Origin of the sequence: Pseudomonas sp. LAMO17WK12:I1, assembly GCF_900177315.1 — a bacterium.
GTDB lineage: Bacteria > Pseudomonadota > Gammaproteobacteria > Pseudomonadales > Pseudomonadaceae > Aquipseudomonas > Aquipseudomonas marginalis.
The window spans coordinates 465,296-479,518 of sequence record NZ_FWZV01000002.1 but is presented as its reverse complement, the minus strand read 5'-3'; the positions used below and the strand labels follow the sequence as shown (position 1 = coordinate 479,518).

Genomic DNA, 14,223 nt, shown 5'->3' with positions numbered 1-14,223 from the left:
CAGTCGACAGGCCGATCACAATAGATCCGAGGTAAGCGTCATGAAGTTTTCCCTGTTCGTACACATGGAACGTTGGGACGAAAGTGTCAGCCACCGTCAGTTGTTCGAAGACCTGACTGAACTGACCTTGATGGCGGAGGCTGGCGGTTTCAGCACCGTATGGATTGGCGAACACCACGCCATGGAATACACCATCTCGCCAAGCCCGATGCCGCTGCTGGCTTACCTCGCGGCCAAGACCACCACCATTCGCCTGGGCGCCGGCACCATCATCGCGCCGTTCTGGCATCCGTTGCGGGTGGCGGGCGAATGCGCCTTGCTCGACGTGATCAGCAACGGGCGCATGGAAGTCGGCCTGGCCCGTGGCGCTTACCAGGTGGAGTTCGACCGCATGGCCGGCGGCATGCCCGCTTCCAGCGGCGGCCAGGCGCTGCGCGAGATGGTGCCGGTGGTGCGTGCGTTGTGGAAAGGCGACTACGCCCACGACGGCGACATCTGGAAATTCCCCACCTCCACCAGCGTGCCCAAGCCGATCCAGCAGCCCAACCCGCCGATGTGGATCGCCGCCCGCGACCCGGACTCGCACAACTTTGCGGTGGCCAACGGCTGCAACGTGATGGTCACGCCGCTGATGAAGGGCGACGAGGAAGTCCTCGACCTGAAAAACAAATTCCAGGCAGCCCTCGACAACAACCCCGGCGTACCGCGCCCGCAACTGATGGTGCTGCGCCACACCCACGTGCATGCCGCCGATGATCCGGACGGCTGGAAAGTCGGGGCCAAGGCGATCTCGAAGTTCTATCGCACCTTCGATGCCTGGTTCGGTAATAAAGAGGTGCCGGTGAATGGCTTCCTGGCACCGAGCCCGGAAGAAAAATTCGCCGCCCGCCCGGAGTTCGAACTGGAAAGCCTGCACAAGACCGCGATGATCGGCACCGCCGAAGAAATCATCCCGCGCATCCGCTACTACCAGGAACTGGGGGTGGATGAGTTCAGCTTCTGGTGCGACAACAGCCTGCCCCATGCCGAGAAGAAGAAGTCGTTGGCGTTGTTTATCGAGCAGGTGGTGCCGGCGTTTCGTTGAGAGACACGCGGCGCAGGCGTGGTTGCTGTCAACCACGCCTGCGGCTGATGTACCCACTGACACCCTGATAAACCCCCAGCAACAGCCCCGCCAGCAGCAATGTCCATTGCACGCTCAGCGCTGCCGCCAGCAGGCCGGCCAACAATCCGCCGATGGCTTCAAAGCCGAAACGCATGGCGATATAGAACGCAATCACCCGGCCGCGCAACGCTTCCGGCGCCGCGCTTTGCAGGGTCATATTGCTGCTGACATTGCTCACCGTGATGCCGAAGCCCAGCCCGGCAAGCGCCACCAGGGTGAACCACAGCGGCGGGTTGGCCGCCACCGCGCACAGCGACACCGCACACACCAGCGTGCCGAGCACGATAATGCGGCCCAGGTTCGAAGCACTGCCGGCAAACGCCAGGAAGATCGTGGCCACAAACGCACCGGCACCGGCTGCGCCCCACAGCCAGCCGAGGGTTTGCGCATCGCCGCTGAACGCATGCTTGGCCAGGATCGGCAGCAGTACGGTGTAGCAGGACGCCAACAGGTTGACCATCACCACACTGACCAGCAGCCGCCGAATCGCCAGGGTGGTCCACAGGTAGCGCAGACCTTCGCGGAAAATCTCCCCGGTAGACCCTTGGGCCCTGGCCTGCGCTCGGCTTTGCACCCTGCCCAGGCCGATCAGCAACATACCGAACGCGATGGAAGTGAGCACAAAGCAACCGGCCTCGCCGCTCCAGTTGATCAGCAAGCCGGCCAACGGCGGGCCGATAAAGCGTGCGGCATTGATCAGCATCGCGTTGAGCACAAGGGCGTTGGGCAGGTCTTTGGGCTCATCGACAAAGCTCGCGATCAAGGCTTGGCGCAGCGGCGTTTCCAGGGCGTTGAGCAAACCCAGCAGAAGCGCCATGGCGATGATCACTTCACGGCCCATCCACTGCTGCCAGGTCAGCACGGCCAGGGCCAACGATTGCAGGGCCAGGGCGGCCTGCACCGCCATCAACAGGCGGCGTTTGTCATGGCGGTCGGACCAGGCGCCCGCCAGCGGTCCCACCAGCAGCTGAGGCAACAGCGTCAGAAACGCAATCGCCCCCAGCAGCACGGCCGAGCCCGTCAAGTGATAGGCGAGCCAGGACAGCGCGACCTGTTGCACCCACTTGCCCAGGGTGGAAAGGCCCTGGCCGACAAAGTAGATCTGGAAATTTCGATGGCGCAGCGCGCGCACAGGCGCCGGCCAACGGGAGTGGGAAGCAGGATTCAAATAAACTCGCAGCCCTTTTGTGTGAGCGATTTCAGGACCCAGGTGCGATCGTTCTCGCCCAGCGCGATCTGTTCAAGCTGCTTCTGTTCAGCGGCATGCTTGGCGTAGGCGCGATCATACACCTCGCCGACCTGATCGAAGGGCACGCAGATCAAGCCATCTTCGTCACCCATCACCAGATCTCCCGGTTCGATCACCATGCCCGCCAAGGCAATCGGTACGTTCACCTCGCCCGGGCCGTCCTTGTACGGGCCGCGATGGGTGATGCCGGCGGCAAACACCGGGAAGTCACCGGCACCGATACTCGCAGCATCGCGAATGGCGCCATTGATCACAATGCCGGCCACGCCTTTCTTGATCGCGTACGCCACCATCATTTCGCCGATCAGTGCGTTGCTCAAGTCGCCGCCGGCGTCGACCACAATCACGTCGCCAGGCTGGGCGATATCCAGGACGTAATGCAGCATCAGGTTGTCCCCAGGCCGCGCTTTGACGGTCAGCGCCGGCCCCACCAGCACGCCCTGGTGGTGCATCGGTTGCAGGGCGGCGCCACCGGCGGTCATGCGGTTCATCGAATCGCTGATATTGGCGACGGGCATTGTCCGGTAACGCTCGACCCACTCGGCAGCGACTTTACGTTGCTGCTTGAGCACTCTGAATCCGATGGACATGGGGCATTCCTCTTGTGGTTTTTATTAAACGTGAAAATTCATAAAATGAAATGGCATTTCGAAATTAACACTGCAATTTAAAACTGACAAGACTCACCCACAGCGGCTTCGGCACATGAAAAACGGTTTAAGGCTGAATAAAACCCTTAATTCGTTGAATAACACGGGGTTGCACGCATGCACTCAACCGTTTCGCGCAAATCAACAAAAATTATTTATTGCAACGCCATTTCATTATGTTAGGTTTCGAGCACTGTTGAGCGACATCACGAACCGCCAACTGCACACAGATAAGAAAACCAAGGTGCGCCAAATGACCCGAACTCTCCTGCTGACCGGCCCGCAATTAACTGCCGAAGCCATGGCCCACGCCGCCGCCCATGGCGTGCGCGTAATCCCTACCACCCCGTATGCCCCGGCCGACGAACTCACCGCGATCATTGCCCGCGAACAGCCGGACGCAATCATCGTGCGCCAGGGCAAACTGACCCGGGACATGATCAATGCATCGCCCGCGCTGAAGATCATCGCCAAGCACGGCGTGGGCTACGACACCATCGACATCGCCGCCGCCGCTGAACGCGGCATCCCCGTCACCATCGCCCTGGGCGCCAATGCGCAATCGGTGGCTGAGCATGCGCTGGCGCTGATGTTCAGCGTCGCGCGCCAGACTGCCCTGCTCGATGCGCGCATGCGTGACGGCCATTGGGACAAAGCGACCGCCGTGGGCATCGAGCTGTCCGGCAAGACCCTGGGCCTGGTGGGCCTGGGCGCTATCGGGCGAATCCTGATGGAACTGGTAACGCCGCTGCGCATGACCATCAAGGTATTTGATCCCTACTTGAGCAACCTGCCCGACCTGCCGAATGTCGAGCGCGCCGAGGACTTCGATGCCTTGCTGGCGAGCTGCGATATCATCAGCCTGCATTGCCCGCTGACCGAGCAGAACCGCAACCTTTTCGGCGCGGCGCAGTTCAAGCGCATGCGCCCAGGCAGCCTGTTGATCAACACCGCACGCGGCGAACTGATCGATACCGAAGCGCTGGTGCAGGCGCTGAGCACCGGCCAGATCGCCGGCGCCGGCCTCGACACCTTCAACCCCGAACCGCCACCCACCGACTCAGCGCTGTGGGGCCTGCCGACCCTGGTCGCCACCCCCCACGTAGGCGCCAACACTGCCGAGGCGCGCGATCGCGTGGGCCTGCTGGCCGTGCAACAGATCATCGACTTCTGGGACGGCTGCGCACCGGAGCCGCGTTCGGTGGTCAACCGCCACCTGTTCGCACACTGATTGAACGCCCATCGCCCGGCCTTCACCCAAGGAAGGTCGAGCTCATTACGCTTCTCCAAAAAAAACAAAATGGGAGAGAGTCATGCCTATCAGTTCTACCGACATCAGCGCGATCGAGCGCTCAACCATGCGCAAGGTGGCGTGGCGACTCCTGCCGTTCCTGATACTTTGCTACCTGCTGGCGATCATTGATCGCGGCAATATCGGCATGGCATCCCTGCAGATGAACCAGGACCTGGGCCTTACACCGGCGATCTTCGGCTTTGCCAGCAGCCTGTTCTTCGTGTCGTATTTCCTGGTGGAAGTGCCAAGCAACCTGGCGCTGCAACGTTTCGGCGCACGGGTGTGGATTGCGCGGATCATGATCACCTGGGGACTGATTTCCGCCGGCACCGCGTTTGTGACCGGAGCCAATTCGCTGTACGTGATGCGCTTTTTGCTGGGTGCGGCCGAAGCCGGCTTCTTCCCGGGCGTGCTGCTGTACCTCACCTACTGGCTGCCAGCGGCATACCGTGGACGCATGGTCGCTATCTTCATGGTCGCCATTCCCGGCGCCAACTTCATTGGTTCGCCGCTGTCCGGCCTGTTGCTGAGCCTGGACGGCTGGTTCGGCATGCGCGGCTGGCACTGGCTGTTCATCATCGAGGGCATCCCCGCCGTACTGCTGGGCATCGCCTGCCTGTTCGTACTCACCGACCGCCCCGAACAGGCCAAGTGGCTGAGCAACGAACAACGCAGCTGGCTCACCGGCCGCCTGGACGAAGAGCGCAGCCGCAAGACCGCCATCGGGCATATCTCGCTGTGGAAACTGCTGCGCCACAAGCACATTTGGGTACTGGCACTGATCTACTCCGGGGCGTCGGCGGCCGGCAGCACCATGAGCGTGTGGGCGCCGCAATTGCTCAAGACGTTTGACCTGAACAACCTGGAAATCGGCCTGGTCAATGCCATTCCCTACGGACTGGCTTCGGTGCTGATGATTCTGTGGGGACGCAGCTCCGACAAGAGCGGTGAACGCCGCTGGCACACCGCGATGACCTTGCTGCTGATCACCGCCGGTTTGCTGCTCGCACTGGTCACCTCCTCGCTGGTGGCGACGGTGTTCATGCTGTCCATGGTGTTGATCGGGGCGTACTCAATGAAGGGGCCGTTCTGGGCACTGGTTTCGACCTGGCTCTCGTCCTCCACTGCCGCCGCCGGTCTGGCCGCCGTGGGCGCGATGGCCAATCTGATTGGTGGCGGCATCATGGTGAATGTGTACGGCACCATTCACCACGCCACCGGCAGTTACGCCCTGGCCCTGTTGCCGCTGGCGGCGCTGTGTGCCGCCGGTGCCGTGATGGTGCTGCTGATGGGGCGCAGGCAGATGCGGGATTTGAGCGGCACAGGCGAACTGATCGCCCGGTAACGCGCTGAAATCGCTGTACGCTCAATCGCTTGGCATTGCTCCCTGCGGGCAATGCCAGTATTTTGCAGCGTACCCGCCCCCCCCCTTCAAGGAGCCCCCCATGGTAAAAACACGCCCACGCCCCGCCGTCACCGGAGTTGCTTCGGCTGATCGGGTGCTGACCGTGCTCACCGCCTTCAAGATGGGGGACACGGCCCTGGAACTGGCCGAGCTGGCCGCGCGCACCGGGCTGATCAAGAGCACCATCATGCGCCTGATGGTGTCACTGGAAGACCACGGCCTGATCACTCGCCTGGCGGACGGTCGCTACCAGCTGGCGACCGAGATCATGCGCTTGAACACGGTGTACCAGGACGGCCTCGACCTTGAGCGCCATATCACCCCGCTGCTGCATCGCCTGACCCAGGAAACCGGCGAAACAGCTTCATTCTATGTGCGCCACGGCGCCTACCGAATGTGCCTCTACCGGGTCAACTCCCCGCATCACCTGCGCTTGCACCTGCAACCGGGCGACACCCGCCCCATGGACGGTGCAGCCGGTGCCGAAGCGTTACGCACGCCGTATTCGCTGGCGGCGAAGATGATCAAGCCGTTGTTTTCCCATGGCGCCACCGACCCCCACGCCGCGTCGATGGCATTGCCGATCTTCGGCCCAGGGGAAAACCTGATCGGTGCCCTGGTGCTGTCCGGCCCGGCCAGTCGCCTGACCGCCGAGCAGGCGCAGACATTGCACCCCCTGTTCCAGCAGGCCGCCGTCGAGTTGACGCGCAGCCTGGGGGGCGACGCACTGGAGGATGGGGAAACTGCGCAGAAAAAACCTCGCGGCAAAAAACCAGCCGAGGCGTAAAACCAAACCCACCCCGTATGTGGCAACCCGCTTACGCGCTGCCACATATTGCCCAAGGCGTGCCTACACTTCAGTGACACGCGCGACATTTAGCCCCAGCCCATCATCGCAGCACCTGTAATAGTCTATTGCAGGACTCTAATGTACTAACCAGTTAATTATCTTGCTAAAATCGCGTCTTTGCCCTCTCTCACTCGAGTCCTTTCGACATGAAACGAGCATCGCGCGCCACTGGCGTCTCTAGATTCCTACTCTTGGGCCTGGGCGTAATCATCGCCCTGCTCGGCCTCGCGCTGGCCGTTGGCGGCGCCAAACTGGTGAGCCTCGGTGGTTCCTGGTACTTCCTGGTCGGCGGCGTGGCCATGGCGGTTTCCGGCCTGCTGATTGCCCGGCAAAAAACCGCAGGTGCATGGCTGTTCGCGGCTTTCCTGATCGGCACGGCCATCTGGGCGGTGGCGGATGTGGGCCTGGTGTTCTGGCCGCTGTTCTCGCGGCTGTTCATGTTCGCGGTCATCGGCCTGGTGGTGGCGCTGGTGTATCCGCTGCTGGCCGGCCGGCCCGCGCGCGGTGCCTATGGCGTTGCCGCCGTGTTGGCAGTGGGCGTGGCGGTGGCGGCGGGCAATATGTTTGTCGCCCACCCCAGCGTCGCCCCGACCGGTGCTGGCCCTGGTATCACCCCGGTAGCCCCCGCCGATGCTCAGAAAGACTGGGCCCACTACGGCAACACCGAAGGGGGCAGCCGCTTCGCCGCGCTGGACCAGATCAACCGCGACACTGTCGACAAGCTCAAGGTGGCCTGGACCTATCACACCGGTGACGTGGCCCTCAGCGACGGCAACGGCGCCGAAGACCAGCTCACGCCCCTGCAGATCGGCAACAAGGTGTTCATCTGCACGCCCCACAACAACCTGATCGCCCTCGACGCCGACACCGGCAAAGAGCTGTGGAAGAACGAAGTCAACGCCAAGTCGGCGGTGTGGCAGCGTTGCCGGGGCATGGCGTATTTCGACGCCACCGCGCCGATTGCCCAGCCGACCCAGCCCAACAGCTCGCCGATCATCGCCGCCAGCGTTCCCGCCGGTGCGCAGTGCCAGCGCCGCTTGCTGACCAACACCATCGATGCGCGCCTGATCGCCGTGGATGCCGACACCGGCAAATTCTGCGAAGACTTCGGCACCCACGGCCAGGTGGACCTGAAAGCCGGCCTGGGCAATGTGCCGGACAGCTACTACCAGCTGTCGTCCGCGCCGTTGATCGCCGGGACTACCGTGGTGGTGGGCGGCCGCGTCGCGGATAACGTCCAGACCGACATGCCCGGCGGCGTGATCCGTGGCTTCGATGTGATCAGCGGGCAAATGCGCTGGGCCTTCGACCCGGGCAACCCGGAAGACAAACAGGCCCCGACCGGCGACAAGACCTACGTGCGCAGCACCCCAAACAGCTGGGCGCCGATGTCCTACGACCCGTTGATGAACACGGTCTTCCTGCCGATGGGCAGCTCGTCCACCGACATCTACGGCGTGGAACGCACCCCGCTCAACCATAAATACGGCGCGTCCGTGCTGGCGCTGGATGCCTCGACCGGGGCTGAAAAGTGGGTGTACCAGACCGTCCACAATGACCTGTGGGACTTCGACCTGCCGATGCAGCCGAGCCTGATCGACTTCACCCCACCGGGCAGCGACAAGGCGGTACCGGCGGTGGTGATTGGCACCAAGGCCGGGCAGATCTATGTACTCGACCGCGCCACCGGCACGCCGCTGACCGAGGTCAAGGAAGTACCGGTCAAGGCCGCCAACATTCCAAACGAGCCTTATTCGCCGACCCAGCCCAAGTCTGTGGGCATGCCGCAGATCGGCGCGCAGACCCTGAGCGAGTCGGACATGTGGGGCGCCACCCCGTACGACCAGTTGCTGTGCCGCATCGACTTCAAGGGCATGCGCTACGACGGCCTGTACACTGCGCCGGGTACGGATAAATCCCTGAGCTTCCCGGGTTCCCTGGGTGGCATGAACTGGGGCAGCATTTCCACCGACCCGGTGCATGGCTTTATCTTTGTCAACGACATGCGCCTGGGCCTGTGGATCCAGATGCTGCCGTCGCAGAACAAGGCCCAGTCTTCGTCCGGTGGCGAAGCGCTGAACACCGGCATGGGCGCGGTCCCGCTCAAGGGCACGCCGTATGCGGTGAACAAAAACCGCTTCCTGTCGGTGGCCGGCATTCCGTGCCAGGCGCCGCCGTTCGGCACCCTCACCGCCATCGACATGAAGACCCAGAAAGTCGCATGGCAAGTACCGGTCGGCACGGTTGAAGACACCGGCCCCCTGGGCATCCGCATGCACCTGCCGATCAAGATCGGCCTGCCGACCCTCGGCGGCACGCTGTCGACCCAGGGCGGCCTGATCTTTATCGCCGGCACCCAGGACTTCTACCTGCGCGCTTTCAACAGCGGCAACGGCGATGAAATCTGGAAGGCCCGCCTGCCCGTCGGCAGCCAGGGTGGCCCAATGACCTACGTGTCGCCGAAAACCGGCAAGCAGTACATCGTGATCACCGCCGGCGGTGCGCGCCAGTCCACCGACCGTGGCGACTACGTGATCGCCTACGCCCTGCCATAACCCCTCCTGGCGCGGTGCCCCGGTACCGCGCTGTCTGGACTGGATCGCTCTTCGAGCAAGCAATGCTCGCGTTCAAGTGCAGGCGGTCACCTCTGGACCGTATTCGCATCATTGTTTCTATCGGTCGTTATCAAAAGATAAACAGCTACCAGGAAACAGTACGCAAGCATCACCAGAGCACCCAACACCAAAATGCCATATCGGGCCATGCTCGCTTCAAACCCTATGAAATCCTCATACACCCGAACTTGCGCAACGCCGTCACTGTAACCGATGTACACGTCCTGCTCTTTTAGCGTTTTTAAATCACCCTGAAAATGAATCCAGAGCGTGTACACACCGTTTTGCACAATCGAAGGAATGACAACACTGCTGACCGGATCAGGCATCACCGTATCAGAGCGCGAATCATCCCTGATCTGGACCAGTCCCTTTGCAGGCAGCTTGATGTGTACATCCTTGATGACCTTGCTGCCGCTGTTCCTCAGCGTAATCAACAGGCTTATGGGGTAATTGTCCGGCCCTTTTTCGAACGGCGCATCGAGTAGCGCGAGGTAAGGCGCCTGGCTCAGGTTGACCATTTTATCGATCTGTTCATGGCTGAGCGCACCGTCGCCAATGCGCTTGATGCTGTCATACAAATCGGCGTACTTGAGCTTTTCAGCAGTACTGCCTAAACGCTCAGAGAATTGACGGGGTGCACTTTCATACCGGTAGGACAGATCAGCCTCGAGCTTAGTGTCATCCTTGAAAGCCACGTATATCCCGGTAATTGATCCCAGACCCGTCACTAGGGCCAACAGAAATTTTCCAACGTTTCCCCAACTCAATGTAATGCTTCCTTATTGATCATCCTGGCGTACTCACTCACCGTTTGAGCGTGCCAAGTTCCGCTACGCAGAGCAAGCGAACAGGTTGCACTTGCACACGGACAGCAGCCTAGCGAGCTAAATGACACTGTGGTTGAACGTTGTGGATGAGTGCGACGCAGGCATCGTCCCCCCTGCGCCCTGCTGATACTCGCGGGGCGTGCAGCCAAACTCTCGCCGAAACACCGTATGCAGGTACTGCGCCGATTTGAACCCGCACTTGGCGGCAATATCGGCAATCGCCAGTTCGTGGCTTTCCAGGCCCTTGGCGGCGGCGGCGAGTTTGAAGCGCAGGATCTCGTCATGCACGCTGCAGCCGCGTACCTTGCGAAAGTGCGCTTCCAGGGATGAACGCGACACGCCGACATAGGCCGCCACCTGCGCGGTCTTGATGCCCTGGCAGGCGTACTGGCGGATAAACAGCAGCGCCTGCATCACGTACGGATTACCCAAGGGTTGATGCAGGCTGGAGGCCTGAACGTTGATCGCCTCCGGCGGCACCAGGACCTGCGTGCCCAGGCACGGTTTGCCGTGCAGCATCTGGTGCAGCAAGGCGGCGGCCGTGCGCCCCATGGTTTCCGTGCCCTGGATCACCGAACTCAGCGGCACCCGCGTGAGGGTGCGGGTCAGGGGGTCGTTGTCGATGCCGATCAACGCCACTTGCTCCGGCACGGCGATGCCGGCAGTCAGGCAGGCTTGCAGCAGTTGCCGGGCGCGGGCATCGGTGACGGCGATGATGCCGATGGGCTTGGGCAGGCTGTGCAGCCAGGCAATCTGCTGTTCCACCGCGCTGTCCCACAACGGCGCGCTGGTGCCCAGGCCGCGATACACCTCGACGTGCAAACCATCCCGTTGCAGCAGGCGGCGAAAGGCTTTTTCACGCTCCTGGGCCCAGCGATTGGCCTGGGCCTCGGGCAGGCTGAAACAGGCAAATCGGGTCAGGCCGGCTTCGATCAAGTGTTCGTAAGCCAACTTCATCAATGCGTGGTTATCGGTCGCCACATAGGGAATGCCCTTGGGATAGGCGCGCGCGTCTTCATAGGAGCCACCCACCGCCACCACCGGCAACGTGCTGTCGGCCAACGCTTCGCCGATCAGCGGGTCGTCGAAGTCGGCAATGATGCCGTCGCCCTGCCAGCGCTCAATGCCTTTGAGCCGGCATAGAAAGTCCTCTTCCAGGAACAAGTCCCAAGACGCGCGGGTGCTGCTCAAGTAATTGCCAATACCGGCGATGATGCCGCGGTCATAGATTTTGCTGCCGTTGAAAAGCAAGGCGATACGGTGCACGGGCGGTAGGGTTTTCATTGTTTTTGTCCTCGGGCCTGTGGCAACAGACTAGCCCTCGCCGGTCAAAATCGCACCACCCCTTGGTGATTTTCATAATCAGCGGGCCCGGTGCCGTTGCTAGTATCCAGACACCGCCAAGAACAATAAGGAAAACGCCATGCCGTACTTCCCCGGTGTCGACAAGGTTCGCTTCGAAGGTCCCAGCAGCGATGCCCCCCTCGCCTTTCGCCATTACGACGCCAACAAGCTGATCCTCGGCAAACCGATGCGCGAGCACCTGCGCATGGCCGCGTGTTACTGGCACACCTTCGTGTGGCCCGGCGCCGATATGTTCGGCATGGGCACCTTCAAGCGCCCGTGGCAGCGCAGCGGCGAGCCGATGGACGTGGCCATCGGCAAGGCAGAGGCGGCCTTCAAGTTTTTCTCCAAGCTGGGCATCGACTACTACAGTTTTCACGACACCGATGTGGCGCCGGAAGGCAGTTCGCTCAAGGAGTACCGCAACCACTTTGCGCAGATGGTCGACCATCTGGAGCGCCATCAGGAACAGACCGGCATCAAGTTGCTGTGGGGCACCGCCAACTGCTTCAGCAACCCGCGTTTTGCCGCCGGTGCCGCCAGTAACCCGGACCCGGAGGTGTTTGCCTACGCCGCTGCCCAGGTGTTCAGCGCGATGAACGCCACGCTGCGACTCAAGGGCGCCAACTATGTGCTGTGGGGCGGCCGTGAAGGTTATGAAACCCTGCTCAACACCGATCTCAAGCGCGAGCGCGAACAGCTCGGGCGCTTTATGCGCATGGTGGTGGAGCACAAGCACAAGATCGGCTTCAAGGGCGACCTGCTGATCGAGCCCAAGCCCCAGGAGCCGACCAAGCACCAGTACGATTACGACAGCGCCACGGTGTTCGGCTTTTTGCATGAGTACGGCCTGGAGCATGAGATCAAGGTGAATATCGAGGCCAACCACGCCACCCTGGCCGGGCACAGCTTCCATCACGAGATTGCCACAGCCGTGTCGTTGGGCATCTTCGGCAGCATCGACGCCAACCGGGGCGACCCGCAGAACGGCTGGGACACCGACCAATTCCCCAACAGCGTCGAGGAGATGACCCTCGCCACCTATGAAATCCTCAAGGCCGGTGGCTTCAAGAATGGCGGCTACAATTTCGACTCCAAGGTACGCCGCCAGAGCCTGGACGAGGTCGACCTGTTCCACGGCCATGTCGCCGCCATGGATGTACTCGCCCTGGCGCTGGAACGTGCGGCGGCGATGGTGCAGAACGACCGGCTGCAGCAGTTCAAGGACCAGCGCTATGCCGGCTGGCAGCAGCCGCTGGGCCAGGCCGTGCTGGCCGGTGAGTTCAGCCTGGAGTCACTGGCCGAACACGCGTTTACCCACCAACTGAACCCGCAGGCCGTGAGTGGTCGGCAGGAGATGCTGGAGGGGGTGGTCAACCGGTTTATTTATCGGTGACCGTGTGGCGAGCGGGTTTGTTGTGATGAGCGGGGTTGGTGTGGTGAGGGGCTTATTGTGGTGAGGGGGCTTGTTGTGGTGAGCGGGCTTGCCCCGCGCTGGGGCGCGAAGCGGCCCCATTGCAGGCGATGTGTTTTTAGCTGACACACCGAGGTGCCTGGGTTTGGGGCTGCTTCGCAGCCCAGCGCGGGGCAAGCCCGCTCACCACAACAAGCCTGCTCACCACACCAAACCCATTCACCACAATAAGCCCGCTCACCACACTAAACCCATTCACCACGACAAGCCCATTCACCACAAAAGTCCTGTTCACCACAAAAGCCCGGCTTGCCACAACACGCCGGTTAGCCACACCTACAGTGTTCGCCTAGAGTCTTCACCCAGTGTCTTTCCAACAACAATAAAAGGACGCACCACCATGAAGTCATTCAAACGTACCCTGCTCGCCACCGCCCTGGCCCTGTTCGCACTGCCGGTGATGGCCGACTCCGCCCACCCGAAAATCGGTTTTTCCATCGACGACCTGCGCCTGGAACGCTGGTCCCGGGATCGTGACTACTTCGTCGCCGCTGCGGAAAAACTCGATGCCAAGGTCTTTGTGCAGTCCGCCGATGCCAACGAGCAGAAGCAGATTTCGCAGATCGAAAACCTGATCTCCCGGGGTGTCGATGTGATCGTGATCGTGCCGTTCAACGCCACGGTGCTGACCAACGCGGTCGCCGAAGCCAAGAAAGCCGGGATCAAGGTGGTGTCCTATGACCGCCTGATTCTCAACGCGGACATCGATGCCTACATCTCCTTCGATAACGAAAAAGTCGGCGAGATGCAGGCCAGCGGCGTGCTGCAGGCGGCGCCCAAGGGCAATTACTTCCTGCTCGGCGGCGCACCCACCGACAACAACGCCAAGGTGCTGCGCGAAGGCCAGATGAAGGTGCTGCAACCGGCCATCGACAAGGGCGACATCAAGATTGTCGGCCAACAGTGGGTCAAGGAATGGAACCCCACCGAAGCCCTGAGCATCGTCGAGAACGCCCTGACCCGCAACAGCAACAAGATCGACGCCATCGTCGCCTCCAACGACGCCACCGCCGGCGGTGCGATCCAGGCCCTGGCCGCGCAGAAACTGGCAGGCAAGGTGCCGATCTCCGGCCAGGACGCCGACCTGGCCGCCGTCAAGCGCGTGATCGACGGTACCCAGACCATGACCGTGTACAAGCCACTCAAGCTGATCGCCACCGAAGCCGCCAAGCTCTCGGTGCAACTGGCGCGTAACGAGAAGCCCACCTACAGCTCGCAGTACGACAATGGCAGCAAGAAAGTCGACACCATCCTGCTCACCCCGACCCCGCTGACCAAGGCCAATATCGACCTGTTGGAGAAGGACGGGTTCTATACCAAAGAGCAGATCGGCGGGCAGTGATCGCC

At 61.8% G+C, this 14,223-nt stretch carries 11 protein-coding genes; 7 read left to right on the top strand and 4 right to left on the bottom strand.

The genetic code is table 11. The annotated features are described in order from the left end of the window. Nucleotides 1-40 precede the first annotated feature (40 nt). Nucleotides 41-1,084 (top strand): LLM class flavin-dependent oxidoreductase, encoded by a 1,044-nt coding sequence (locus B9N88_RS04795; RefSeq protein ID WP_027603568.1) that lies wholly within the window; start codon nucleotides 41-43, stop codon nucleotides 1,082-1,084. 28 nt (nucleotides 1,085-1,112) lie between these two features. Here B9N88_RS04795 and B9N88_RS04790 read toward each other — a convergent pair whose 3' ends face one another. Further along, nucleotides 1,113-2,333 (bottom strand): MFS transporter, encoded by a 1,221-nt coding sequence (locus tag B9N88_RS04790; RefSeq protein WP_027603567.1) that lies wholly within the window; start codon nucleotides 2,331-2,333, stop codon nucleotides 1,113-1,115. After that, nucleotides 2,330-3,004: an RraA family protein gene (locus B9N88_RS04785; RefSeq protein ID WP_027603566.1), complete on the bottom strand. Its 675-nt coding sequence runs from the start codon at nucleotides 3,002-3,004 to the stop codon at nucleotides 2,330-2,332. Before B9N88_RS04785 ends, B9N88_RS04790 begins: the two co-directional genes overlap by 4 nt. Before the next feature lie 313 nt (nucleotides 3,005-3,317). Here B9N88_RS04785 and B9N88_RS04780 point away from each other — a divergent pair, with 313 nt between their 5' ends. From B9N88_RS04780 to B9N88_RS04765, 4 genes are all read left to right on the top strand, one after another. Continuing rightward, nucleotides 3,318-4,295, top strand: a complete 978-nt coding sequence (locus B9N88_RS04780) for a hydroxyacid dehydrogenase (RefSeq protein WP_027603565.1) — start codon at nucleotides 3,318-3,320, stop codon at nucleotides 4,293-4,295. Nucleotides 4,296-4,377: 82 nt separating this feature from the next. Next, a complete protein-coding gene (locus B9N88_RS04775; RefSeq protein ID WP_027603564.1) occupies nucleotides 4,378-5,703 on the top strand; it encodes an MFS transporter in 1,326 nt (441 codons plus the stop codon). A gap of 100 nt (nucleotides 5,704-5,803) precedes the next feature. Further along, nucleotides 5,804-6,550: an IclR family transcriptional regulator gene (locus B9N88_RS04770; protein ID WP_027603563.1), complete on the top strand. Its 747-nt coding sequence runs from the start codon at nucleotides 5,804-5,806 to the stop codon at nucleotides 6,548-6,550. Nucleotides 6,551-6,759: 209 nt separating this feature from the next. After that, nucleotides 6,760-9,168 carry a glucose/quinate/shikimate family membrane-bound PQQ-dependent dehydrogenase gene (locus B9N88_RS04765; RefSeq protein WP_027603562.1) on the top strand — a complete coding sequence of 803 codons (2,409 nt, stop codon included), beginning with the start codon at nucleotides 6,760-6,762 and terminating at the stop codon, nucleotides 9,166-9,168. Nucleotides 9,169-9,254: 86 nt separating this feature from the next. Here the strand turns inward: B9N88_RS04765 and B9N88_RS04760 are convergent, their stop codons facing one another. Then, nucleotides 9,255-9,926 (bottom strand): hypothetical protein, encoded by a 672-nt coding sequence (locus B9N88_RS04760; protein ID WP_133822149.1) that lies wholly within the window; start codon nucleotides 9,924-9,926, stop codon nucleotides 9,255-9,257. A gap of 189 nt (nucleotides 9,927-10,115) precedes the next feature. Continuing rightward, nucleotides 10,116-11,342 (bottom strand): XylR family transcriptional regulator, encoded by a 1,227-nt coding sequence (locus B9N88_RS04755; RefSeq protein ID WP_051429293.1) that lies wholly within the window; start codon nucleotides 11,340-11,342, stop codon nucleotides 10,116-10,118. A 139-nt stretch (nucleotides 11,343-11,481) separates the two neighbouring features. Between B9N88_RS04755 and xylA the strand changes: the two genes are divergently transcribed. Together xylA and xylF are read left to right on the top strand one after the other, a co-directional pair. Then, nucleotides 11,482-12,798: a xylose isomerase gene (xylA, locus tag B9N88_RS04750; RefSeq protein WP_027603561.1), complete on the top strand. Its 1,317-nt coding sequence runs from the start codon at nucleotides 11,482-11,484 to the stop codon at nucleotides 12,796-12,798. A gap of 418 nt (nucleotides 12,799-13,216) precedes the next feature. Then, nucleotides 13,217-14,218, top strand: coding sequence for a D-xylose ABC transporter substrate-binding protein (gene xylF, locus B9N88_RS04745; protein ID WP_027603560.1), 1,002 nt, complete (start codon nucleotides 13,217-13,219; stop codon nucleotides 14,216-14,218). The last annotated feature ends 5 nt before the right edge of the window (nucleotides 14,219-14,223 follow it).

Bases quoted from the DNA above. Each gene is read 5' to 3' on its own strand.
- B9N88_RS04780 (WP_027603565.1), top strand. From the start codon at position 3,318: ATGACCCGAACTCTCCTGCTGACCGGCCCGCAATTAACTGCCGAAGCC.
- B9N88_RS04785 (WP_027603566.1), bottom strand. From the start codon at position 3,004: ATGTCCATCGGATTCAGAGTGCTCAAGCAGCAACGTAAAGTCGCTGCC.
- xylA (WP_027603561.1), top strand. From the start codon at position 11,482: ATGCCGTACTTCCCCGGTGTCGACAAGGTTCGCTTCGAAGGTCCCAGC.
- B9N88_RS04795 (WP_027603568.1), top strand. From the start codon at position 41: ATGAAGTTTTCCCTGTTCGTACACATGGAACGTTGGGACGAAAGTGTC.
- B9N88_RS04765 (WP_027603562.1), top strand. From the start codon at position 6,760: ATGAAACGAGCATCGCGCGCCACTGGCGTCTCTAGATTCCTACTCTTG.
- xylF (WP_027603560.1), top strand. From the start codon at position 13,217: ATGAAGTCATTCAAACGTACCCTGCTCGCCACCGCCCTGGCCCTGTTC.
- B9N88_RS04775 (WP_027603564.1), top strand. From the start codon at position 4,378: ATGCCTATCAGTTCTACCGACATCAGCGCGATCGAGCGCTCAACCATG.
- B9N88_RS04770 (WP_027603563.1), top strand. From the start codon at position 5,804: ATGGTAAAAACACGCCCACGCCCCGCCGTCACCGGAGTTGCTTCGGCT.
- B9N88_RS04755 (WP_051429293.1), bottom strand. From the start codon at position 11,342: ATGAAAACCCTACCGCCCGTGCACCGTATCGCCTTGCTTTTCAACGGC.